At 60.7% G+C, this 21,654-nt stretch carries 20 protein-coding genes, 1 tRNA gene and 2 pseudogenes; 13 read left to right on the forward strand and 10 right to left on the reverse strand.

The genetic code is table 11. The annotated features are described in order from the left end of the window. The first annotated feature begins 17 nt into the window (after nucleotides 1-17). A complete protein-coding gene (locus DDD63_RS01155) occupies nucleotides 18-743 on the forward strand; it encodes a cation diffusion facilitator family transporter (RefSeq protein WP_205647279.1) in 726 nt (241 codons plus the stop codon). Then, the gene (locus DDD63_RS12315; RefSeq protein WP_205647280.1) at nucleotides 733-1,050 is read left to right on the forward strand and encodes a hypothetical protein; all 318 of its coding nucleotides are present in this window, start codon (nucleotides 733-735) and stop codon (nucleotides 1,048-1,050) included. Before DDD63_RS01155 ends, DDD63_RS12315 begins: the two co-directional genes overlap by 11 nt. A gap of 49 nt (nucleotides 1,051-1,099) precedes the next feature. Here DDD63_RS12315 and DDD63_RS01160 read toward each other — a convergent pair whose 3' ends face one another. The 3 genes from DDD63_RS01160 to DDD63_RS01170 all read right to left on the reverse strand — a co-directional run bounded on the left by DDD63_RS01160 (nucleotide 1,100) and on the right by DDD63_RS01170 (nucleotide 4,166). Next, nucleotides 1,100-2,536 carry a glutamate--cysteine ligase gene (locus DDD63_RS01160; RefSeq protein ID WP_108714831.1) on the reverse strand — a complete coding sequence of 479 codons (1,437 nt, stop codon included), beginning with the start codon at nucleotides 2,534-2,536 and terminating at the stop codon, nucleotides 1,100-1,102. Between the two features lie 20 nt (nucleotides 2,537-2,556). Further along, a complete protein-coding gene (locus tag DDD63_RS01165; RefSeq protein ID WP_108714832.1) occupies nucleotides 2,557-3,324 on the reverse strand; it encodes a gamma-glutamyl-gamma-aminobutyrate hydrolase family protein in 768 nt (255 codons plus the stop codon). A 218-nt stretch (nucleotides 3,325-3,542) separates the two neighbouring features. Then, complete coding sequence (locus tag DDD63_RS01170; RefSeq protein ID WP_108714833.1) at nucleotides 3,543-4,166, reverse strand: FMN-dependent NADH-azoreductase; 624 nt, start codon at nucleotides 4,164-4,166, stop codon at nucleotides 3,543-3,545. 550 nt (nucleotides 4,167-4,716) lie between these two features. On the opposite strand from DDD63_RS01170, the gene DDD63_RS01175 reads away from it, so the two are divergent. Further along, nucleotides 4,717-5,727 (forward strand): hypothetical protein, encoded by a 1,011-nt coding sequence (locus tag DDD63_RS01175; protein WP_108714834.1) that lies wholly within the window; start codon nucleotides 4,717-4,719, stop codon nucleotides 5,725-5,727. Continuing rightward, a complete protein-coding gene (locus DDD63_RS01180; RefSeq protein WP_108714835.1) occupies nucleotides 5,724-6,119 on the forward strand; it encodes a GntR family transcriptional regulator in 396 nt (131 codons plus the stop codon). The genes DDD63_RS01175 and DDD63_RS01180 overlap by 4 nt, the downstream gene beginning before the upstream one ends. A 332-nt stretch (nucleotides 6,120-6,451) precedes the next feature. Here the strand turns inward: DDD63_RS01180 and DDD63_RS01185 are convergent. From DDD63_RS01185 to DDD63_RS01195, 3 genes are all read right to left on the reverse strand, one after another. Further along, nucleotides 6,452-6,528 (reverse strand) — tRNA-Pro (locus tag DDD63_RS01185). A gap of 579 nt (nucleotides 6,529-7,107) precedes the next feature. After that, on the reverse strand, nucleotides 7,108-8,190 hold the full coding sequence (locus tag DDD63_RS01190) for a metallophosphoesterase (protein WP_108716588.1): 1,083 nt from the start codon (nucleotides 8,188-8,190) through the stop codon (nucleotides 7,108-7,110). Further along, nucleotides 8,183-10,447, reverse strand: a complete 2,265-nt coding sequence (locus tag DDD63_RS01195) for a transglycosylase domain-containing protein (protein WP_108714836.1) — start codon at nucleotides 10,445-10,447, stop codon at nucleotides 8,183-8,185. Before DDD63_RS01195 ends, DDD63_RS01190 begins: the two co-directional genes overlap by 8 nt. 277 nt (nucleotides 10,448-10,724) lie before the next feature. Here DDD63_RS01195 and DDD63_RS01200 point away from each other — a divergent pair, with 277 nt between their 5' ends. From DDD63_RS01200 to DDD63_RS01205, 3 genes and pseudogenes are all read left to right on the forward strand, one after another. Beyond that, entirely contained in the window at nucleotides 10,725-11,051 is a 327-nt protein-coding gene (locus DDD63_RS01200; protein WP_164505400.1) for a WhiB family transcriptional regulator, read from the forward strand. 129 nt (nucleotides 11,052-11,180) lie between these two features. Then, nucleotides 11,181-11,336: a hypothetical protein gene (locus DDD63_RS12150; RefSeq protein ID WP_164505401.1), complete on the forward strand. Its 156-nt coding sequence runs from the start codon at nucleotides 11,181-11,183 to the stop codon at nucleotides 11,334-11,336. Between the two features lie 24 nt (nucleotides 11,337-11,360). Beyond that, nucleotides 11,361-11,803: pseudogene (locus tag DDD63_RS01205) on the forward strand (RidA family protein). Between the two features lie 185 nt (nucleotides 11,804-11,988). On the opposite strand, the pseudogene DDD63_RS01210 reads toward DDD63_RS01205, so the two are convergent. After that, nucleotides 11,989-12,665: pseudogene (locus DDD63_RS01210) on the reverse strand (Crp/Fnr family transcriptional regulator). A gap of 183 nt (nucleotides 12,666-12,848) precedes the next feature. Here DDD63_RS01210 and nth point away from each other — a divergent pair. Together nth and DDD63_RS01220 are read left to right on the forward strand one after the other, a co-directional pair. Continuing rightward, nucleotides 12,849-13,490 (forward strand): endonuclease III, encoded by a 642-nt coding sequence (gene nth, locus DDD63_RS01215; RefSeq protein WP_240611450.1) that lies wholly within the window; start codon nucleotides 12,849-12,851, stop codon nucleotides 13,488-13,490. 286 nt (nucleotides 13,491-13,776) lie between these two features. Continuing rightward, nucleotides 13,777-14,097 (forward strand): WXG100 family type VII secretion target, encoded by a 321-nt coding sequence (locus tag DDD63_RS01220; RefSeq protein WP_164505402.1) that lies wholly within the window; start codon nucleotides 13,777-13,779, stop codon nucleotides 14,095-14,097. Between the two features lie 223 nt (nucleotides 14,098-14,320). On the opposite strand, the gene DDD63_RS01225 is transcribed toward DDD63_RS01220, so the two are convergent. From DDD63_RS01225 to DDD63_RS01235, 3 genes are all read right to left on the reverse strand, one after another. After that, nucleotides 14,321-15,238, reverse strand: coding sequence for an alpha/beta hydrolase (locus DDD63_RS01225; RefSeq protein ID WP_108714839.1), 918 nt, complete (start codon nucleotides 15,236-15,238; stop codon nucleotides 14,321-14,323). A gap of 20 nt (nucleotides 15,239-15,258) precedes the next feature. Continuing rightward, a complete protein-coding gene (locus DDD63_RS01230) occupies nucleotides 15,259-16,467 on the reverse strand; it encodes a hypothetical protein (protein ID WP_108714840.1) in 1,209 nt (402 codons plus the stop codon). 207 nt (nucleotides 16,468-16,674) lie between these two features. Beyond that, nucleotides 16,675-17,016, reverse strand: a complete 342-nt coding sequence (locus tag DDD63_RS01235) for a hypothetical protein (protein ID WP_108714841.1) — start codon at nucleotides 17,014-17,016, stop codon at nucleotides 16,675-16,677. Between the two features lie 543 nt (nucleotides 17,017-17,559). Here DDD63_RS01235 and DDD63_RS01240 point away from each other — a divergent pair. From DDD63_RS01240 to DDD63_RS01255, 4 genes are read left to right on the forward strand one after another with little or no spacing between them, the layout of a single operon-like run. Beyond that, a complete protein-coding gene (locus DDD63_RS01240) occupies nucleotides 17,560-18,669 on the forward strand; it encodes a hypothetical protein (RefSeq protein WP_108714842.1) in 1,110 nt (369 codons plus the stop codon). Then, complete coding sequence (locus tag DDD63_RS01245; RefSeq protein WP_108714843.1) at nucleotides 18,669-19,838, forward strand: TadA family conjugal transfer-associated ATPase; 1,170 nt, start codon at nucleotides 18,669-18,671, stop codon at nucleotides 19,836-19,838. Before DDD63_RS01240 ends, DDD63_RS01245 begins: the two co-directional genes overlap by 1 nt. Further along, nucleotides 19,835-20,692 carry a hypothetical protein gene (locus DDD63_RS01250; protein ID WP_108714844.1) on the forward strand — a complete coding sequence of 286 codons (858 nt, stop codon included), beginning with the start codon at nucleotides 19,835-19,837 and terminating at the stop codon, nucleotides 20,690-20,692. The genes DDD63_RS01245 and DDD63_RS01250 overlap by 4 nt, the downstream gene beginning before the upstream one ends. Further along, a complete protein-coding gene (locus DDD63_RS01255) occupies nucleotides 20,689-21,252 on the forward strand; it encodes a type II secretion system F family protein (protein ID WP_108714845.1) in 564 nt (187 codons plus the stop codon). The genes DDD63_RS01250 and DDD63_RS01255 overlap by 4 nt, the downstream gene beginning before the upstream one ends. The last annotated feature ends 402 nt before the right edge of the window (nucleotides 21,253-21,654 follow it).

Below are 21,654 nucleotides of genomic sequence, written 5' to 3' on the forward strand. Positions count from 1 at the left end.
CGCGATACCATCTGATTATGAACGAGGCCCACGAACACACCGGCACAGACGGCCGCGAGAACCGCGAGCCGTCCCATTGGGGTGTACACGGTGGCCACGGCGATAGGCACGTTGGCCACGAAGGTGGGCACGCTGGCCACGGCGAACACGGGCACAATATATCGATCACTGCCGACCGCCGGTATCTGTGGAGCGCATTGCTCCTCATCCTCGGTTTCATGCTTGGCGAGGTTGTCGTCGCCGTCGCCTCTGGATCACTGGCACTGTTGTCCGACGCCGGGCACATGCTTTCCGACGCCGGTGCGATTGCCGTCGCCCTCTGGGTTACACATGTAGCACAGCGCCCGGCGCACGGCGCATGGACCTACGGCTTCACTCGCTCCGAGATCCTCTCGGGCCTCGGCAATGGCCTGACAATCCTCGTCGTCGCCCTCGTCATCCTCGTGGAGGCGGTGCGTCGTCTCATTACTCCGCCGGAAGTGGAGGGCGTCGCCGTCGTCGTGGTGGCCGTCATCGGGATCGGTGTGAACCTACTCGCCACCTGGTTGCTGGCCAAAGCCAACCGCTCCAGCTTGAATATCCGCGGCGCGTATCAGCACATACTCACCGACCTCTACGGCTTCATCGGCACCGCTGCGGCAGGGGTGGTCATTATGGTGACGCACTGGACGCGGGCGGATGCGATCGCCTCAATCCTGGTGGCGGCCATTATGATCCACGCCGGGTGGGGGGTTGGTACGTGATGCCGGCCGGGTGCTGCTGGAGGCCGCTCCCGCGAGTGCGGATATTGCCGAGATTCGGCGTCATATGCTCAGCCTGCAGCATGTGCGGGCCGTGCACGATTTGCATGTGTGGAGCGTCGGATCGCAGCAACCGGTGGTTTCGGCACATTTGGTTGTGGATGAAGAGTGTTTTACAACCGGGCGGGCACCGGAGGTACTCGACGACGTTCAGGGGTGCCTGTCCGCGCATTTCGACATCGCGCATTCGACGCTGCAGTTCGAACCGGAACGCCATGCCGCGCATGAACGCGGCACGCATCGCGACTAAGAGGCGGCGCTTCCCGGCGCCTCCTAAACGCAGCGATATAGCAGTGCAGCTAGGCGGCGCCGGCGCCCCACTCCTCCGGGCGATCCTTCTCGGTCGCCTTGCTCGCCGCCGCAGACTGTTCGCCGCCCAACTGCAAACTGAGGTCACTCGAATGCGAGCCGGGTGTGCGCAGGTAGGCGTCGCGAATATGCGGTTGCGCGTCGATGGCATCGGACCGGGGAATGAGAACGGTGGAATGCGGCTGCGCGTCGCCGGACTGCTCGTCGGGATTGCCAGACTCGGGCGTGTGGCCGGAGCCTTCGCTACGAGTGGCCTCTTCGCTACCGCGCCACTGCCGGGCCACGAAAAGGGCGGGTGCGATTGGCGTTCCTGCTTTCAGTTCGGCCCGCGAATGCGCGACGACGGCGTCCAGCGTTCCGGCGCGCTTCGACACCAGCCGTTGGCGCACATAGCCCACGCCGTCGGAGACGAGCTGCGGCGCCAGGGCGAGGTCGGCAGCGCAATCGAGGTCTTCCGCGACGGGGAGCAGTTGTTCCACCAGATCGGGTAGCGCCAGCATCATGGGCATGAGTTCGCCGTCGTCGGTGTCAATCAGGAGCGCGCCCACACCGTAGCGGGCCGCGCGCCACTTGTTCTCCTCGACGTACCAGTGAGGCAGGGTGGGTAGCTCTCTGCCGGCATCCAGTTCGCGGGATGCCCACTCCACCAGGCAATGAACGAGCGCTGCCAGTGCCCGGACTTCCGCCAGATTCGATGACGAGTCCGCTATCCGTGCCTCAACGGTGCCGAAATGTGGGGCGGGGCGGACATCCCAGCGTAGCTCGTCGAAGTGGTGGATCGCTCCTACCCGCATCATGTTGTCCGTGTATTCCTCCAGGTTCTCCCAGGTAGGAAGCTCGGGCGGGATACCGGCCGTGGGCAGCTGTTGGAACATCATGGCGCGGTTATCGGCGTAGCCGGTGTCGATACCGTCCCAGAAGGGGGAAGCGGCCGTCAGCGCTTGGAGCAGGCCGATTTTAGTGGTGAGGAACCGAGCGATGGGCAGTGCCTTCGCCCGGTCTTCGACGCCGACGTGCACATGCGTACCAAAGATCAGCATCTGACGGCCCCAATACTGGGTACGATCAACGAGCTCCTTGTAGCGGGGATGCTCGGAGACCAGTTCGTGGGTGGGATTGGCAAAGGGGTGGCTTCCGCCTCCCGCAAGTTCAACTCCCAGCTCGTCGAGTACAGGCTGTAGCAGGCTCAGGCCTTCGTTCATGTCTGCGGCGCATTCGGCGACGCTGGTCCGCTTGCGGGAGACCAGTTCAACCGTGTTGCGCAACATTTCACTGTGGAGGATGCCGTGTTCGGGACGCTGCTTCTCGACTGCCTCCAAGACCTCCGGCGCGCATTCGGCCAGCGCGTTCGTTTGTGGGTTGATGAGCTGTAGTTCCCACTCCACCCCGATGGTGGAGCGCTGCGATGGAGCAAACTTGATGAGCATGCGAGTCCTCTCCGCTTACGTTATGTTCGAGCTTTCCAGTAACGGGAGACGAAGGCCGAGATAATCTGATTGGCACCAGTGGTATCCGCTGCGTCGCAGCGGGCTATGACGGCTTCCTTCTCATCGGCGGGGTAGTAGGTATCGCTATAGGTGTTGATACGGATATGCATGCCTTCCTTTTCTATCTCCGGATGAAACTGGGTGCCGTATACGTTTCTACCCCAGCGCACCATCTGGATTTGACAGAATTCGCCGGTGGCGAGAACCGTGGCGTCGCCTGGCAGGACGCCAATAGCGTCGGAATGGCCAGTGTATCCGTAGATAACAGGTTCCAGGTGCCGGGTGAGAGGATCGGAAAGAGCTGCTTCGGTAAGCGTAATCGCGGGTGCCTGCAGGTCTTCCGCGAAGCCGCCCACCAGTGAGCCACCGAGTGTGCGAGTGATGGCTTGTAGGCCGAAACATATCGCCAGGGTGGGGATGTCCTCGGTTATGACACGTTGGGCTAGTTGCTCTGCGCGGTCCTCTAGGACTGTGGGAATGCCGTGCGCATCCACCTCGCTGTAACCGAAGGGTGAACCGGTGATGACGACGCCGGAATACTCACCGGTCAGGTCGAGCTCCGCCGGGTTGGGAGCCGAGGCATCCACCATGGAGACGCGCACGATGTCGCTGTGCGGATCCAGACCTCCGAAAGCAGCGAAGGAATTCCACTCGTCCTGCGCGATTGTGCCCTCCGGTCGGCATACGGCAAACAGGAAGGGCTTCATGGGCGTGGACGAGATGGTCATGAGGATTAGATTACGTTGTTGGGTGGCCTGTGAGTAGCGCCCGTTCACTGGATGGGTGACTGCGGTGAGAAGGTGCGGTTTGTGCTAGGATCGTCGTCGTGTCGGTAGCGGCTGCAATCGGGCTGGCCCTTCGGGGTGCCCAGGGCTGCTCTTGGTGCGACGGGTGGGGCGTGGTTCTGGGTTGTCCATAAAACTCCACCATGCGGGCTCGTGGCCGATCAGAAACTCTGCCCCAATAGCAGTGCGCGCTCTGCGGCCTCGTTCATAATCTCCTCGGCATGCTCGGGGTCGAAATCCATGCCTTCGGCCACGATCTCTTCGAAGCTTTGCACACCGAGAAAGCCGAAAATCGTGCGCAGGTACTGGTTTGCGGGATCCGCACCCCGGAAAATGCCCCCGGCGGTTTGAATATGGAGGATCTTTTTGCCGGGTACGAGACCGACGGCGGTTCCGTCGTCGTTGTAACGGAAGGTCACTCCCGCAACGTTGATGGTGTCGATCCATGCCTTCAGGCGTGTGGGAACCTGCAGGTTCCACAGCGGGTTCGCAATAACAACCTTGTCGGCGGCGACGAACTGTTCGGTGTAGTGCCTGAAGAGCGTGATCTTGGCCTGCTCGGCAATACTCAAATGGATGAAGGGCACGCCCTCGCCCAGCTCGTTCCAACCATTGAGGAGGTCTAGGTCGATCTCCGGGATTGCGACCTCGTACAGGTTGAGATTGGTGATTTCATCCTTCGGATGATGCTTACGGTATTCCTCTTCGAAAATCGCCGTGAGCCGCATCGTGCGCGAGGCTCGCGCGTCAAGAGGATGACTGCGAACGATCAACACACGTGCCATCGCGACTTCCTTTCCGTACTTTGCCATACGTGCGATGCCTGAACCGTACCGATTCTAAGGCACGAAACGTGGAGTGGATAGTGTGGGTTAGCCGGGAGCGACGAAGCGACTGAGCGGATGCGCATTGACCGCGCGGGTGCTCGCGCCCCTGAAGCGGGTCCGGTATTGACAGCTCCCCTGGGGCCCCGTGCGCGACCGCTCGGCCAGCGCCAGCGCCCGGGGCTTCCTTCACCGCCGGTTCCCCTGCACCTGCGTGGCCGGTGTTAGCGGCCGGGCTTCCCTCATCGCCCGAGTTCCGTGCACGTGCGTGGCCGGTTCTGCTTCCCGTTTGTCAACTGGGCTACTGTGTACCGGTTCCCCTGCACGTGCGTGGCCAGTGCTAGCGGCCGGGACTTCCTTCATTGCCCGAGCCCCGTGCGCGACCGCATGGCCAGCGTCCGGGAGCTGCCCAACGAAGTGGAACGAGCGTTCGTTTGTGCCAGATGCTTGACACAAACGAACGGGGCGCCTAGCTTTGTATCAAGTAGTTGGTACATCGGATTGGGGAGTCATGTTCCTGCTTTACTTTGCGATCACGCTTGCTGTCACGGTTTTGGCCGTCGCCCTGCCACTCGTCGTCGTGCGTAATGCGGTTGTGGATAACGGGGGCGAAACAGAGGTACCAGTAGACCTTGTTGCTGTGCAACGATACTCGCGTAGCAGTGTCGCCATCGCGTTAGTTGCCGGGGTGGTGGCGGGCCTGATCGGCGTCGTCGGCTGGGGAATTGCGTGGCATGCCACAGCACAGGGGAGCGGTTCGGAACTGATCGGCCCTCTTGCCGTGACTACCTTTGGCGGTGGCGAGGACGTGGGTATGGAGCAATTCCTTGGGGTGCTGGTGGCGCCCGGCCTCTTCGGCGTCACGAGTATGGCGGTTCTGCGGATGCGGGAACGGCGCAGCCCCATAGTGACAAACGGGCCTGTAAGCGCGTCGCTCAAACCGCGCCGCGGTAGCGACTATGTGCCGCGATGGGCCTCGGTTGCCGCGGGTACGGCGCTGGCAATGGTTGCCTCCTTGCTTGTCATAGGAATGGTGACCAGCGATGACACGGGCACGGCTTTACGCGTGCAGTGGCGAGGCGACGAAGGCGAGCTTGTGACAAGTATTGTGGGGCCGTGGCCGGGTTGGGTATTCGCCGGGCCCATCCTTCTCGCTCTGCTCGTCGAGGTAGTTCTCGCGGCGATGACCTTACGAGACATCGCTGTCCGTGGGCATTTGACTTCTGGGTTCGACGCCGGAGTGGACCGGACCATCCGCTGCCGTAGTGCCGAGGCTGTGATCGGACTACTACTGCTCTCGGTTGCCTGGCCCATGTTGGTGCTGGGATTGAGCATGGGGCCCGTGCTGGGCTATGCGCTTGGGGCGCAACCGATCGTTGGCATTGGGGTGGGCGTCGTCGGAGCATGGGCCTTCGTATGCGCCAGTGCTGGGCTGGTCTTCTTCTGCGGCGGATGTGTGCTGTTGATGCGACGGTTGCCGACACAGAAGCTGGCTGCATCGGGCAGGGAGGTGAAGAAATGACGGATCGGTCCGGCGATTCGCCGCGTATCGTGCTTGATCTCGATGACCCGACGCCGCCATTCGAACAGGTACGTCGTCAGATCAGTGAGCTTATCGTAGCCGGAGCCTTGGCCGAGGCGGCTCGGCTTCCTACGGTTCGGCAGCTCGCTGCGGATTTGCGTGTTGCGCCCGGAACCGTCGCACGCGCCTACAAGGAACTGGAAGCCGAAGGCCTGGTGAAAACGCGCCGCGGTGCAGGAACGCGAGTCGCTCCAGGGCAGGCGTTGCCACTGCGCCAGCGGCAGATGAAACTCGAGCAGTTGACGGCCGGATTCGTGGCTGCCGCCCGCCGGATCGGAGCCGACGGCGCCGCGATACGTGCGGCCGTGGAAGCCGCATTGCATGAGGCCTGATTCGCAACGCATTGGTTTGATGGCCTGGCGCCGGGAATCAAGAGAAAAGTGTCCAGATCCCGTCCAAACGGCGGAAAACTTGATCGGATCAATTTAAGAACTGGCGGAATCATGCGGATTTCGCGGCTTGGTTAGACTGGGCGCCTCTCGTTTGGACGGGATTTTGACACGTGTGCGGGCGACCGACGCGGGGCGCCTGCGAGAAACCCCACCCAACAACACAAGACCTTTAACCCAAATGACCTATAACCCCAACGGGGGAGGTGCGCGGTGTTGGGTGCCTGGCGGAATAAGTACGAGAAAACCGCAGCACAACGTGCTGCGGTTGTTGCTGGTCGGGGTGGCGGGATTTGAACCCACGACCTCTTCGTCCCGAACGAAGCGCGCTACCAAACTGCGCCACACCCCGAGGCCGTCGCAAAGCTGCAACTAGTCCATATTAGCCGAATGACGTCGTGAAATGGAAACCCCTTGCCGTGATATGCCACGCATCTGCCCGCATGTGCCTCGTAGTACGGTGACGATTCCTGCTGGATCAGTACTCACGGCGGTGCTTGCCCATCACCAGAGTTCCCACGTCCGGGAGCGCGGTCAGTCACCTGTGCCGACTACTGTCTCCGAGTATCGCCTGCACACGTCCGGGAGTGCGCGGTCAGTCAGCGACCCGCCTGTAGATACGTGCTGAAACCAGCACGCGCGTCTAGGGTTCGGGCGTCGATTCTGGGGGTCACCGGAGGTTTCCGACGATACGACCGTGTGGCTTGAAGCTCACGGGCGGCGATTCTGCGGGTCTCCGGAGGCTTCCGAATGGCCCTTCATCTCCACTGGGGCCGGTGTGAGTGGAGTTCCTTGCGCACGCATGCTTCAAGCGGACACATCAAACACCCTCGGGATGAGATCCGTTGGGGATTTGGTCCGCATCCGATTCAGTAGCTTGGCCGCATTGCGATGATCACGTAGAAGCCGACTCTAGATCACTACGAGAACCTCAGATCACTGCGAGATCCAGCAACACCGCCTCCGGGCGGCACGCAATCCGCATCGGAGCGAAGGGTGATGTGCCCAAACCTGCGGAGACATTGACCCAGGCGGTGGGACGCCGCTCGGTGCCCGTTGGCACCGTCCCGTCCCCGTGCATGACGCCCTTGCCGGTGGGCGGCCACTGGAACAGGCCCGAGGCGTATTCACGTTCCAGGTCGCAGTTTGTCACCAATGCCCCAGCTCCAGGAAGGCAGATTTGCCCGCCATGCGTATGCCCGGCGAACACCAGTGCGCACCCGTCTGCCGTCATCGCATCGAGAATCCGCTTGTATGGTGCGTGGGTCAGTCCGATGCGCAGATACGTTGCTCCGTCAGGCGTTGTGCCAACAACTTGCTGAGGAGCGGGGGTGTACGGAGTGCCGCACTGTGGCGATCCCTGCGGGGAGTCTCCCAGCGGGAGCGGATATTCGTCGCGGTCCAAGTGCGGATCATCGACTCCCACGGCGTCAAGACTCCAATTACCGATGTCGAGATGTGCGCGCTGGTTCGTCAGGTCGTGCCATCCGAAGGCTTCCAGGCCGCTTTGCAACTCCTGCCAGGGCTGTTCCGCACGCTTTTCGTTCTCACTTGCCTGGGGTGTGGTGTTCGCCGCCAGGTAACTCAACGGGTTCTTGGGCTGCGGCAGGTAGTAATCGTTAGAGCCGAAGACGAAGGTGCCCGCCGTGCCCGCAAACGGAGATAAAGAGGAGAACAGCGGAGTCAACGCTGCTGGGGAGGCAATCAGATCCCCCGTGAGAACAACGAGGTCGGGCTCAGTAGCCGCCAGTTCTTCAATCCAGGCCGCACGGCGATGCTGCCAACCCAGCAAGTGAGAATCGGATAGATGCAATATGCGAAGTGTGCGGCCAGCAGATGTCGGATTACCGGCTTGGGCGCCATCGAGAAGAACTGTCCGGCGCCGAAGTGTATAGGCTTGCGCCTCGAGGAGGCCCCACGTGCCAGCGGTTGCTGCCGCTACTGCGGATGCCGTCGCGGTACGTTTAGCCCCCCGCCAGATACTTCTCCCGGCGCGCGCAAGAGCATTAGCCATCGCCGTCACCACCACCGTCGTGGGGTTCCTGCTGATCAGACTGCGCTGGCTCTACGTCTCCACCCTCGCCCGATGTATCGTCCTCATCGTCGCTGCCTTCGGCATCCTCCGCCGGTTCGGTTTGCGTTGGGGGTGCGGTCGACGACGGCGTACGGCGGGTGTTCGGTGATGTTATGACATTACTGGATGGTGTGGGGAACGACTCCGCGGGCTCGTCCGCTAGCGCCTGTGTCATGTACTGAGAAAAGGCCATGGCGGGGAAGAGGCCGCCATACACCTCCCAGTAGTACCGCCCGTTAATGACGGAACCCAACATCGAAATGCTTCCGGACTGGTGGCCCTGCCAGATCGCCGTCGCCAGCTGTGGTGTATAACCGACGAACCAGGCAGCCATATCACTGTTCGCCGTCCCCGTCTTTCCGGCGACTTCGCGCCCGGGAATGATGGCATTCTCGCCGGTGGCACCGCGAGTCACTACCTGCTTGAGGACGGCGTTAGTCTTACGGGCAGTCTCGGTGTCAAGCACCTGACGGCAGGTGGGCTTCTTGTCCAAGAGCACGTCGCCGTCGGCACCGAGAATCTGCGTATAGGAGATCGGGTCGCACTTATTGCCGTCATCGGCCAGCGTCGCTACAGCGACGGCCATAGACAGTGGGGTAATCTCGTTCGAACCGAGAACCGACGATGGAACATACCGCCAGTCACCACCGTCGCCGCGTTCTACACCCATATCGAGGGCGTTCTGTGCGATGTCGCATAGGTCCATCTGCTGAGCCATATGGGCAAAGGAGCCGTTGACCGATTCGCGTGTTGATTGCAGAACGGTCATCTGCCCGCCGCCGTGGCCCTCCAGATTGCTGACGGGCCAGGATGCGGCCGATGCTGGAGAGCAGGATATGTTCCATGCGCTGGCAGGGATGGTGCCGTCATTGGAATTGACGTACTCGTAGGCGGTATGCCCTTCTTTCAGCCACTGTATAAGGGTGAAGATCTTAAACGTGGATCCCGACTGGAAACCGTATCCGCCGCCCATCTCCAGATTGACATTGAGATTGACAGTCGTGGCCGTCAGGTCCGATTCGCTTGGCTCGCCATAGTTGGTGTTCTGCGCCATGGCAACGATGTGGCCGGTGCCGGGCTCGACGCTAGAAAGCGCCATCTGGATACCGGAGGCGTCATTGGTGGGTATATTTGTGACAAGTGTGTCAAATGCCGCCTGCTGCTTGGCGGGGTCGAGGGTGGTTTGAATCGTCAACCCACCGCGATAGAGCTTTTCCAAGCGGTCATCCGCATCGGTTCCCCAACTGTCATCGGCGAGCAAGTCACGGATGACGTAGCGGCAGAAATAGGCGGAGTTTCCGGCCGCTGCGCAACCATTGGGTGTTTCCGACACATTGAGCATATCAGCGATCGGCGTATCGAGGGCTTGCTGCAACTCCTCGTCGGTGATGTAGCCGTACTTATTCATCTCGCCGAGCACGACGTCGCGCCGGATCTTGGCGTTGTCGGGATGGTTGATCGGATCCCAGCGTGCGGGCGACTGAGTCAGACCTGCAAGCAATGCGGATTCCGCGATATTGAGATCGGTCGCGTGCTTGGAGAAGTAGTGCAGCGCTGCGGTTTCGACGCCGTATTCGGATGTGCCGAACTGGGCGAGATTGAGATAGCCGGTGAGGATCTGGTCCTTTGTCATCGTCTTCTCGATAGCGATCGCATACCGTGCCTCGTTGATCTTGCGGGAAATTGTCTGCTCGGTAGCCGAGTCAATGAGTCGGTTATCTCCTTCGACTCTGCCCTGCTCAATCAGAGCGTTCTTCACGTACTGCTGGGTGATCGAAGATCCTCCGGCCGTTGCACCGCCGGTGACATTGTTGATGAAGGCGCCGGCCAATCCCTGCACATCAATACCGTGGTGCTGGTAGAAGCGATGGTCCTCGATCGCCACAACCGCGTTCTTCATGTGGTCCGAGATTTGCTCCGAGCTGACGACGATGCGGTTCTCAGCATAGATGCGCGCAAGGACGGAACCATCGGATGCCAGCAGAACCGATTGCTCTGAGGGTTCCGTGAATCCGAGATCGTCGGGGACATCCTCGAAAACACCCGTCACGGCGTTGATCGTCGTCGCTGTGGTGGTTGCCAACGGGAGGGCAACTCCGGCCATCAGGACGCCGCCAAGAGTGCACATGGCCAGAAGTGCGGCCAGGAAGGTCGTGATCTGGCGGGCCGTTGCACCGTGCTGAGTAGATGTGGACATAATGCAAGAATACGTGGTGTAGCAGAGAATTTCCGCATGCAATCCACAGCTGGTCGAAATAGTTCTGCTATCCGGAGAACTTCCATGTGGAAGCTGGGCGGCAGCCGAGCATCAGGTGCTTAGTGGCATTATCTGGCCCGACGTTCTGACTTGGGCATTTGGCAGCTCTTATGGTTATTATTGTCCTAGAAAGGTGACCGGCGTCACCGCGCAGATGATAGCCGGTTCTAGATGAAGCTCCGAGAATTCGGGTTGCGTGCGAAAGGAGGAACGCATAATGTCTCTGGCCACCGCAGACCAGACATGGGCGGTTCATGCCGCGTGCTCGAATACCGATCCCGACACGCTTTTCGTTAGAGGTGCTGCCCAGCGGCAGGTTCGGCAAGTGTGCTACGGCTGCCCGGTACGGCTCAACTGCTTAGCGGATGCTTTAGACTCCGAGACTACGTTCGGGGTGTGGGGTGGTCTGACCGAACGAGAACGGCGTGCTCTACTGCGTCGTTTCCCAAATGAGCATGACTGGTACCACAGGTTGATATCGGGTACGGATCCGATAGCGACCGAGTTGCGAGAAGGTCGCGTGCCGCGTCTCAACAATCGTTGACGCACGGGGTTCATGAGCATTCGCCGCCGACGACGCTGAGCCATCGGCATTCTGGTGGGAGCGGCGAGGGCATGGTGCGTCGCTTCGCCGCTCTGGATCACGCCCCGTAGAGCAGCTAGGATTGTGCCCATGCAGAAATGGGAATACGCGACGATTCCACTCTTGATTCATAACACCAAGCAGATTCTTGATACATGGGGAGATGAGGGGTGGGAGCTCGTACAAGTGGTTCCCGGTCCTGACGGCCAGAATCTTGTCGCCTACCTGAAACGACCCCGGGACTGAACAATGGAGCATCGGTCACAGCGCATGATCGAACTTGGCATTGAGCTTCCGGCTGTCCCGGCTCCCGTAGCCGCCTACGTACCTGCATTGCGCGACGGTGATACTGTGCGTACTTCTGGCCAGCTGCCCTTTGTTTCCGGGCGGCTCCCGCTGTCCGGAAAGGTGGGGGCGGCGGTCAGCGCCGAGGAGGCGTACATTCTGGCGCGCAGTGCCGCCTCAACGCCATCGCTGCGGCTGCGGAAGTTGTGGGCGGTATCGATAACCTGGAGCGCGTGTTGCATGTCACGGTGTTTGTTGCATCGGCAGACGACTTCACCGGTCAACCGCAGGTCGCAAACGGAGCGTCCGAGTTACTAGGCGAGGTCTTCGGTGATGCGGGGGAGCATACGCGCTCGGCGGTAGGTGTTTCGGTGCTCCCTCTCGACTCGCCAGTAGAGATCGAACTGATCTGCCGGGTGCGCAGGTAGCCTGCCGACTGTACCGCTTGAGGAAACAAGCGAATCTACTTGCGAGCAACGCACGAACGCTTCCTGTTCCACAAGATGCGCGGGGACGACTCGGCAAGCTACAAGCTTGTCAACTGAATCTTGCTCCGTAAAAGGCGGGGACGGTAGCCATGCCACCGTCCCCGCAGAGTTGTATGCGACCAACCCTAGTGGGCGCGACGCTGTAGTCGTGCCAACTCAATAAGAAGGACGGCCCGGCCCTCCAAACGGATCCATCCGCGTGAGACGAAATCAGCCAGTGACTTGTTCACGGTTTCACGCGAGGCGCCGACCAAATGTGCAAGTTCCTCCTGTGTGAGATCGTGTGGCACGTAGATGCCTTCGGGAGTGCGCTCGCCGAAGCGATTAGCGAGATCCAGCAATGCTTTCGCGACCCGCCCCGGCACATCGGAGAAGACCAGATCAGCCATCTGCTCGTTCGTGTGACGCAACCGGCGAGCCAGCTCGCGCAACATCGACATCGCGAGTTCGGGATGGGTGTTGAGATATCCCATCATGTCCTTATGCGATAGTGAGAGGAGACGCGTTGGGGCGATAGCGGTGACTGTTGACGAACGGGCGCCCAAATCAAAGAGTGAGAGTTCGCCGATGATCTCGCCGGGTCCCAGAACCGCAATGAGGTTTTCGCGACCATCGTCCGAGGAATGGCTAAGTTTAACCTTCCCTCCGTGACGACATAAAGCCGATCACCCTCGTCGCCCTCACGGAAAAGCGATTCCCCGCGCTTGAGGGCGGCTTCACTCATGAGCTCGCCTAGAGCCTCGAGATCCTCCGCTTCAAGGTCACGGAAAAGAGGAACCGCCTTGAGAACGCTCGTGTCCATCTGTTCCCTTTCTTTCCGGCCGTAGTAGCTCCACTAAGGAGCAAGCCAAATGTTTGCCATGCACATCACATTTTGCCATTTTTCCGACGCCTTGCGCATGAATACGCTGGGAGTATGTCGAAGAAGGGTGAATTGTTGCCGCAGCGGCGCTCATTGGGCGCTCGTCGTGACAATGCGGAGGTGATGTGTCGCCGGTTGTTGGCGCTTTACCCGGATGCCGCCGCAACACTTGATCACAGCAACGCATTCGAGTTGCTCGTGGCGACCGTACTATCTGCGCAGACGACCGATGTGCGGGTCAATACGGTGACACCGGAGCTGTTTCGGCGCTACCCCGACGCGGAGGCGCTCGCTGCTGCCCCGCATGAGGACCTGGAGCAGATTCTGCGGCCGCTCGGCTTCTTTCGTGCCAAGGCCCGATCTTGCCAGGCGTTGGCCGCGCAGCTATGTGAACAGTTTGAGGGAGAGGTTCCACCGCGCCTAGAGGATCTAGTCAGTTTGCCGGGTGTCGGCCGGAAGACTGCCAATGTGGTGTTAGGTGATGCGTTCGGCATTCCGGGCATTACTGTGGACACCCATGTCGGTCGCCTTTCACGCAGGTGGGCGTGGACTCGGCATCGGGATCCAAAGAAGGTAGAACGCGATCTCGCCGAGCTTCTCCCACACTCGGAATGGACGGTGATCTGCCACCGAATGATCGCGCACGGCCGTCAGGTGTGTCATGCGCGGAATCCGGCATGTTCTAGGTGCGAACTGGCAGACGTTTGTGCGTCCTTTCCCTTGCTGTCGTCAAGACTCTCGAATTCCGGCGGTGAGAGCCATTAGCGTGGGTGGGGTGACCCTCTGAGCTCCTGCGCTGCGAGTGCTTACCACGTATCAGAGACTCTGTCAATGGGTACTGATACCCAACCCGTGCACTGGCGGGGACACGCCGACACGGCTAAGGTGGCTTATGGCAGGCGCCTCTCGCCGTGTGTTACCGCAGATGGTGGACGAAGGCACCTGCCGCCAAAGACAGTTGTTCAGACCGGGTCCAAGCCGCGAGACCGCTAATCGCCGATGGGCACAGCGGTGCGGTATGGGTTGCGGGTTCCATTAGAGGTGCATTGCCGTGTCGACTAATCCGAGCCAATTGCGTGATGATGGTGCTATCCGCGAAGGTGCCAGGCTTGTCGGGCAGGCCAAAGAAGAGTTGACTGGGGAACTTACTCGGTTGGAAAACGAGATCATGGGATGGGCTGGCATATGGAAGGGGTCTGGCGCTGCTGTCTTTATGAATTTCCAACAGAACTGGAATACACGTGTTACAAAGCTCTACGCAAGTCTGGATGACTTCGTGGTCGCCTTGACCGGAACAGCCACCGCGGTAGAGAACACCGAGACGCAGGTGTCCTCTTCCTGGGGTGAAATGAGCGGTCTGCTCGGCGGCTAGCGTTGCGGTGACGACGGCTCTCTTGCGTCCCGGTTCAGGTAGTACCACCGGTTCGTCCCGAGATCTTTCCCTCTAGAGGTGGGGCGCGGTTCCACGCCCCACCTCGCCTTTTGTATTATGCGCATCGCGCCGCCTTGATCACGCACTGCGGTGCGCAGCCCGCGCAGATGTAGCCGATCGACGCCGCTGCGCAGGAAATCACACAGATGCATTCGCCGAACGGCTACTGGAATCCGCCGAGGAAATCAAGAATCAGTTTCGTTAGTTCTTCCGGCTGTTCTTCCGGCAGGAAATGGCCGGCGTCGGGCAGTGAAATATGGCGGTAATGGCCCTTCGCAAACTCTCGGTCGTTATCCCACGCACGGTCGGGTAGGAGCGGGTCAAGCTGTCCGCGAGCCGTCCAGACCGGCACGGTGATCGGCCGACGAGAAATCGCCATGTACTGGCGTCCCACGATATGCCGCTGTGAGGTGTACGCCCAACGCAGTTGTTCCAGCGCGGTCGAGGTTGCCTCGGGTAGCCGGAGTGCGGCGGCATAATAGGCCGCCTGTGCGGCTGCGCCATTATTGCCCGGAGCTGACCACTCGGTCAGCAAGCGGCGCACTCCGTCCTCCGAATTCAAAGAACGCCTGGCGGCGGCGGGAACAAAGGTAGTGAGCACATGGCGCCACGTTCGCAAAGTCAGGTGAGTGCCCAGCCGCTGCGTCGTAAGCGGATGTGGCGCGGATACTGTCAAGATTCCCTTTACCAGTTCCGGTTCCATGGCCGCGGCGGACCAAGCAAGAGTTCCACCTCGACCGTGGCCAACGATCACCGCCTGTGATGCGCCCAGACTCCTCACAACGGCGGCGAGATCTTGTGTCAGAGTCAGTCCGTCGTGCCCGTCTGGAGTCTTATCGGATCCTCCGAGGCCACGTTGATCAAGCGCGGCGACTTCATACCCGGCTTGCGCAATCGGTGCGATCTGATGACGCCACGCCCACCAGTACTCCGGGAAACCGTGAACCAGAAGGACAAGCGGACGACTGCTGTGATGGTCACCGGCGTGAACCAGGTGGAACTGGCACCCATTGGCCCCGATAAGACGGTGCTCCCACGGACCCTCAAGATAGATACAGGAATTATCGGCAGGTACGGTCATGAAAAGCTCTCAGCGCTCGATCACGACTCGGAATCACCGAGAGCGATGTGGCGGCGAGTTGTCACAATTCCAAACCGCTGGCCCCGCCGACGCGCGCCATGAGAGATGACTCCTGCGAGCATGAGGGCGGCACCGAACATGAGCATCCGCCCGGAACCGAGGTCAAGGCCGAGATGATGCACAATGTTGCCGCATAGTGGATTAATATCGCCGATGGCCGTGTCCAGCGTGTCAATGATGCTGCCCTGTGTCCAGCGCGGCAGGACGAGGGCTAGGCATCCGAAAAGCGAAAGGATGACGCCTGCGACGGTGACTCCCAAAGAAGACGCTCGGGCGAGGAGTGCGATCAGTGTGGCCACGGCAATTCCGCCGAGCAGCTCAAGAAGCGCGGCGATATTGAGGTGACCTGTTGCCCAAGGATTGCCGTCAACCAGTGAAAGCCGCACGCTTGCATCAGAGAGCAAATACCATGCCACCGGCGCGAGGACGATGGTCGCCGCAAGGGCTCCCGTGTGCGTCCAGGCGCGACTCTTAGGGGCGGCGGGGACGGTATCGGGATCAGGTGGCGGTGTGGCCCAATCAGTAGGTAAAGCTTTGTCTCCCGATTCTTGCGGAGCGTCGGCGACGGCCGGGCCCGTGGCCTCCGTATCGTCGTCGGCGTTGCGCTCCTCATGTTCAGACGCCATCCCGATTGCCTCTGCGAGCGACGCATGCGCTGCATCCGGGCTTGCGGAACGTAAGGGTAGATCCAAGGGGGAAGTGGCCGTCTCGGCGGAAGCGTCACTATCTGTCAGGGGCTGTTCGTCGGTGGCGGTACGGGGCTCACTGGTGACAGTATCACCGGATTCGACCGGGCCGGTGTACTCCTCTGGTTCCACAGAGGCATCTTCAACAGCGGCGTCCTGGAGAGTGTCTTCGACTGGGGAGGTCGCCGCGGCGAGGTCCTCTGCCAAGGCCGAATCTGCTGCGGTTTGCGATCCGTCAGGAGCAGGGTGCACGTTGGGATCCCCGTTGGGCGTTTCAGGTGTCATGGAGGTGGACGCTTGAGCGTTGTGCTCGGCAGAAGTGCCCTGGATAGCGCTCTCTGAATTCTCTTCGGCCGACGCAGAAGCATCCTGCGACGACGTCTCCCGCGTATCGGAAGTTGCGTCGTCAATCGGCGCGAGAATGTCATCGTCCTCGAAGGGCCGACGCGACGACGAGCTGTACGGGTCAGTTGGGGTGGACACGACTTTCCTCCTCAATTGCTTCTATCTTGACGCTACGGCAAGAAGAGCTATCTGTCGGGGAAGCAGGCGGCGTGCCTCGTGTGAGATTCGTGTTCCTATCGGCCTGCGGTGCGGAGTGATGTAGATATGGGTGGTATTCATGGATTACAAACGGCGCGCGGCCTGTGTAGCCGCGCGCCGTGAGTGGGAAAACGGAACTGTGATGGCTCAGTTGGTAATGGCCTGCTCCGCGCAGGTCGCACTTGCCTCTTTGGTCTTTTGGAGGTCGTCGTCCGTGAAAACTTCCGCTTCCATATCGCCGTCGACGAGGGCCTGAAGTGCTTCGGCAGAGAAGTCATCGTAGACCTCGTCCACTAAGCAGGTGTAGAAGCCATCCGTGAGAATAGCAGAGACTTCGGAACCGTACTGCTCCTCCATCATCGGTTGGAGATACGTTTGCATCGCGTTGGAGACTTCCTCTTTGGACGGTTTCTCCGCGCTTCCGCAAGCAGCCATCGAAATCGTCAGGAGTGGGATGGCGGGCAGTGCGATGAGTTTCTTGAGATTCATGTGCTGAGGCTCCTTTCGTTCAGTGGGCGAGTATCCCATGTTCCTTCTCTCGGCCAAATCCATACAAGTGGAGCTTGACTTGTCCTCACTGTATCACCGGATTTACGCGGATACTCCGCGGGATCGGTCCTTGTGTAGGAGATCACGCAGCGTTGCAAGGAACAATACGGCACGAATGTGCTGGTCGGCGAGCTGTCAAAGGCGCAGCGTCTGCCCCGTGCGCTGTGGGTGAGAGGAAATCGCCGCGAAAGATTTGAGAGGAAGGCAACTTTTCTGCGGGTTGGCTCGGCAGGAGTTCATGGACTTTGCACGGTCTTTCGCTGCGCCGGTGACGATGAACGAAATCGCATCATAATCACTGAGAAGATCTCCACAGGCGGGCAAATGAAGGGGCTGTCCACAGGCGCAACCCAAACGCTGCGTCCATGAGAGCACATGCTTCAAGCTAGATGCACACAACAAGAGTCGCAGAAACGGAGCCATCGACCACTCTTCAATGGCTGAATGGCGCGGCACAACGGGAGTCATAAGAATGGAAGCAATATGGAAAGCAGACGCAAGGCGGGGATGGGGCACAGGCAATCTCTCGAACAGAAACGCTCGCGCAAGCAAGAGAGCAATGTGACGGTGATCAATGCGCAGGAGTTGACGCAGCACAAGGAGGGAGGACGGATTGCGGCATGTTCCTTGGCCGCGCACAGCGAGACTGTGCGTTCCGAAGTCAATCGCTTGGCGGCGCTTGCTGGCATCAACATTGTGACTGGTCGTTCCGGGACCGCGCCGTCTGCTGTGCTCAATTTACGGGAAGTGGATGGAAGTATGCCGCAGGTAGAAGCTAGCTTTCACCCGGCCTACGCTCCGTACTTTGCATCTGGGTGTATAAGGCTTTCGTTGCGAGAGGAAGCGGAAGATGTCCTCGAACTGATGCTGGCGGCGGGATCCACCCAACGGGGTACCATCGTCGGAGTCATTGGAAGTCGAGGTGGAATTGGAGTCTCGACTCTAGCGAGTTGGTTGGCGCGGGAGATGGCACGTGAGAGGGAGACGTGCCTCCTCGACCTCGATCCGCTGTCTGCTGGCATCGATCTTCTTCTCGGCTTGGAAGGCACACCGGGCCTGCGATGGTCCGATCTGGCAGAAGACAGCGGTGCCCTCGTTCCTGGCAGGCTAAATGCTGCCCTGCCATCGCTGGGCGCGCTGCGCGTTCTCAGTGCCGACCCCAGAGGCGGTGCGCCGCGCGGGGGAGGTCTCGGCGTCGATGCGATTGCCGCTCTTTCGCAGGCCAATGAGGTCACGGTGCTGGACATTCCACGATCCGGCATCGACGCGGGCACGAGGGAGCGGGAGTGGTTGGAGTGGTGCGACGTCGTCGTACTCATCGTGGGTGGTGGATTGCGGGAAATCCAGCAGGCGCGGCGGGCTATCAGTCTGCTGCCGGGCGAAACCCCGCTGGTTATCGTCGGGTCGGGCGTGAGTGGAGGTGAAGCTGCGGCGCTGGCCGAGGCGCTTGATGTGCCGCAAGTCATGCCGTTACGACGGTTGCGTACCTTGGACCAAGACCTCAGCCACGGCGTGCGGGTAGGCGATCGCACTCGTTGCGCCACCGCGCGGGATGTGTCCCGTATCGGGGTCATCTGCCGCGAGGCGGTGTGATGAAGCAGTTAAGTGACACACAGATCCGCCGAGCGCGCGCAATCCTCGCCGATGGCAAGGGCATTCCGGAAGCGCTGGCGGACACCGTTCCAGTGGCTGTTGGGGTACACGATGTTCTAGGTGTGCGCCGCCAGTTGCGCGCGGCGATTGGGGGTGCAGGCCCGATCCTGCAGCCGCTACTGGAGGATCCACAGGTGACGGACATCCTCGTGAACGGGGTCCATGGCGTATGGATTGATCGCGGCAGAGGTCTTGAAGCTGTTGCTGTGAGCACCGGTCTTCTCGATACACCACAGCAGGTGCGCGACCTTGCGGTGCGTTTGGCTGCGGCAAGTGGGCAGCGCCTCGATGATGCCAGTCCGATTGTGGATGGCACCCTGGAAGGGGGCCTGCGTCTGCATGCTGTTCTTCCTCCTCTGGCGTGGGAGGGTCCGTTCATTTCGTTGCGGTCTCACCGGGCTGTGACGTTGAGTTTGGACGAGCTTGTAGCGAGCGGTACCGTGCCGGTTGAGTTGGCTGCAGTTCTGGTTGCTCTGCTCAACAGCCACGCCAATGTCATGATCTCTGGTGCGACAGGATCTGGAAAGACGACGCTGCTTTCGGCGCTCCTCTCGCAGGTATCGGCGGCTGAACGCATACTCATCATTGAGGAGGCGGCCGAGTTGCGCCCGCGCCATCCGCATGCGATTCACCTACAGGTGAGGCATGCCAATGTGCAGGGAAGTGGCGAAGTCGGCATGGTTGACCTGGTACGAGCGGCGCTGCGCATGCGGCCGGATCGGATTGTTCTGGGTGAATGTCGTGGTGCGGAGGTTCGGGAGGTGCTTTCGGCCCTTAACACGGGCCATGAAGGCGGTTGGGCAACGGTCCATGCCAATTCTGCACATGACGTGCCAGCTCGATTAGTTGCTCTGGGTGCTCTCGCGGGCATGACGGAGGCAGTGGTTGCGGCCCAGGCGGCTAGCGCGCTTGATGCCGTTATCCATATTGATAAGAACAATGGGCAACGTTGCATCAGTCAGGTCGCCACGTTGGAGCGGCGCGGCGACGAGCTGGTGACTTGTGACGCATTGAAGTGTGTCGATGGCGAGGAGGGACAGCGACGTGTCGTTCCCGGCCCAGGGTGGCCGCGTCTAGCACGCAGGCTTGCATTGAGAGAAAGTATATGAAGCTGATTGGTTTCCTTTTACTGCTGACCGCCTGGTATTGGACTCCGTCTTATCCCCACCGTGTAGGTGTGCAGGCCGGAGTGCAGCAAACGGCACTCATCCGAAGGCTGTTGCGCGGTGGGAAGCCTTTTCCGTGGCCGTTGGCGGGAAACTCTCCGCCGCAATACGAATCTGGTGTGGGGCAGGGAGCTCGTTCCGATTTGGGGCACTCGTCCGGTGGATATGAGGAAGGGGGCGGCCCAGGCTTTTCTTGCGGGGAGAGCTCACAAGGGATGCGAAAGGTGACCTTGCGGCGGTTGACGCGGAGCGTCCGTCCGGTGCGTGAGCCCGAAATCGGTCTTTTGGTTGCGGAGGCTGCGACTCGATTGCGATGCGGTGCGAGCTTCGAACAGGCCTGGCAAAAGACTTTCGAGCGTACAGACATTGCCGACAGATACAAAACGGGCGTCGATAGCGCTGGTGTGCCTCACGGTCTGCGCGCGCTGCAGAGATCATCAAGTAGCACGGAGCTGATGTTCGCCATCCCGGCTGCGGTTGCCGTGTGTCGGCTGAGCCATCTGACCGGAGCGCCAAGCGCGGATGTATTGGAGGCGTGTGCGGGCGGCATCACCGAGGTAAGTGAGGCGGCAGCAGCACGCAGGGTGGCCCTTGCTGGGCCACGGACGAGCGCGCGGATGCTTGCCCTTCTACCTTTGCTTGGCTTACTCCTCGGATATGTGTTGGGGTCCAACCCTCTGGCGTTTCTTCTGAGTACGAATATAGGACGAGTCTGCCTCCTTGTAGGTTTCGCCTTTGAACTGGCGGGAATCGTGTGGGTGCGGCACTTGGTTAAACGAGCGGAAGAAGGCTCATGATGACTGCCTCCACGCCGAGTCTTGCAGCCTCGTTGCTGGCGGCCTGGGCTGCATGCGGCCTATTGGCACTGGCGCTCACGGCGAGAACTCCAAACGGGAGGCGGAGGCCCTCGAATCGTCCGACGCTACTCGCCCATGTCGACGAGGCAATGATCCTGGATATTGCACAAGCGGCATTACAGGGCGGTACATCCATACCGGGTGCACTCCTTGCCATCCATGAAGCGGTAGCGGAGAGCGAGAGCGCGGGGCTCGACGTCGCGGCGCGGACGCTGCTTCTGGGCGGAACGTGGGAGGAAGCATGGGGCCAGGTACCGGCGCGTTTTCAAAGCCTGCGTGACGCGCTTCAACCCGCATGGGAAGATGGCGCGGCTCCATCCGCGCTGCTTCGACAGGCCGCGGAAGGTATTCGACAGGGGCGGAGTAGGCGTGCCCGTGAAGCCGCGGCTCGGCTTGGAGCTCACCTGGTGTTACCGCTGGGCCTGTGCTTCTTACCGGCCTTCGTGATGCTTGGCATCGTACCGGTTATCGCTTCGGTTGGGCTTTCGCTGTTTCACTAGACGAGTGCGGCCGAGGCGCCGACACGCGTCCCACTGGGCATCGTTTCGGGCGCTGGCACGGGCCATTACGCAGGAATCCGGATCCATAGAGTGCGCGGCGAAACCGGTTTGGATGCGCGTCGACGTCGCTGTGGCCTGCCGGGAAGCGAGGGGCGCTTTCAAGTTGCGACATGCACGGGACGCTTGGCGGGTGGGAGCCGCGAGTCCATCTGTTACCTTCCCGGGGCGTTGTACCTTCATCCCCAACCGGTGGCAACCGTGAGTCCGTCCATTACGCATTCCCTCGGCCGAGTCTCCGGCATTGAAGAGTGCCTTGCCGACTGCTGGTCAGCGTAGTTCGTCGAAGACTCTCACCTGGCGCTGTATCCACAGATCGCGTTATGTCGTGCGGATTCACAGGAG

The organism is Actinobaculum sp. 313 (genome assembly GCF_003073475.1).
Taxonomy (GTDB): Bacteria; Actinomycetota; Actinomycetes; order Actinomycetales; family Actinomycetaceae; genus Asp313.

What these genes read in the sequence shown, in the direction of transcription:
- DDD63_RS01155 (WP_205647279.1), top strand. Translation starts at nt 18, where the DNA reads ATGAACGAGGCCCACGAACACACCGGCACAGACGGCCGCGAGAACCGC.
- DDD63_RS01160 (WP_108714831.1), bottom strand. Translation starts at nt 2,536, where the DNA reads ATGCTCATCAAGTTTGCTCCATCGCAGCGCTCCACCATCGGGGTGGAG.
- DDD63_RS01165 (WP_108714832.1), bottom strand. Translation starts at nt 3,324, where the DNA reads ATGACCATCTCGTCCACGCCCATGAAGCCCTTCCTGTTTGCCGTATGC.
- DDD63_RS01170 (WP_108714833.1), bottom strand. Translation starts at nt 4,166, where the DNA reads ATGGCACGTGTGTTGATCGTTCGCAGTCATCCTCTTGACGCGCGAGCC.
- DDD63_RS01175 (WP_108714834.1), top strand. Translation starts at nt 4,717, where the DNA reads ATGTTCCTGCTTTACTTTGCGATCACGCTTGCTGTCACGGTTTTGGCC.
- DDD63_RS01180 (WP_108714835.1), top strand. Translation starts at nt 5,724, where the DNA reads ATGACGGATCGGTCCGGCGATTCGCCGCGTATCGTGCTTGATCTCGAT.
- DDD63_RS01190 (WP_108716588.1), bottom strand. Translation starts at nt 8,190, where the DNA reads ATGGCTAATGCTCTTGCGCGCGCCGGGAGAAGTATCTGGCGGGGGGCT.
- DDD63_RS01195 (WP_108714836.1), bottom strand. Translation starts at nt 10,447, where the DNA reads ATGTCCACATCTACTCAGCACGGTGCAACGGCCCGCCAGATCACGACC.
- DDD63_RS01200 (WP_164505400.1), top strand. Translation starts at nt 10,725, where the DNA reads ATGTCTCTGGCCACCGCAGACCAGACATGGGCGGTTCATGCCGCGTGC.
- DDD63_RS12150 (WP_164505401.1), top strand. Translation starts at nt 11,181, where the DNA reads ATGCAGAAATGGGAATACGCGACGATTCCACTCTTGATTCATAACACC.
- nth (WP_240611450.1), top strand. Translation starts at nt 12,849, where the DNA reads ATGTGTCGCCGGTTGTTGGCGCTTTACCCGGATGCCGCCGCAACACTT.
- DDD63_RS01225 (WP_108714839.1), bottom strand. Translation starts at nt 15,238, where the DNA reads ATGACCGTACCTGCCGATAATTCCTGTATCTATCTTGAGGGTCCGTGG.
- DDD63_RS01235 (WP_108714841.1), bottom strand. Translation starts at nt 17,016, where the DNA reads ATGAATCTCAAGAAACTCATCGCACTGCCCGCCATCCCACTCCTGACG.
- DDD63_RS01240 (WP_108714842.1), top strand. Translation starts at nt 17,560, where the DNA reads ATGGAAAGCAGACGCAAGGCGGGGATGGGGCACAGGCAATCTCTCGAA.
- DDD63_RS01245 (WP_108714843.1), top strand. Translation starts at nt 18,669, where the DNA reads ATGAAGCAGTTAAGTGACACACAGATCCGCCGAGCGCGCGCAATCCTC.
- DDD63_RS01250 (WP_108714844.1), top strand. Translation starts at nt 19,835, where the DNA reads ATGAAGCTGATTGGTTTCCTTTTACTGCTGACCGCCTGGTATTGGACT.
- DDD63_RS01255 (WP_108714845.1), top strand. Translation starts at nt 20,689, where the DNA reads ATGATGACTGCCTCCACGCCGAGTCTTGCAGCCTCGTTGCTGGCGGCC.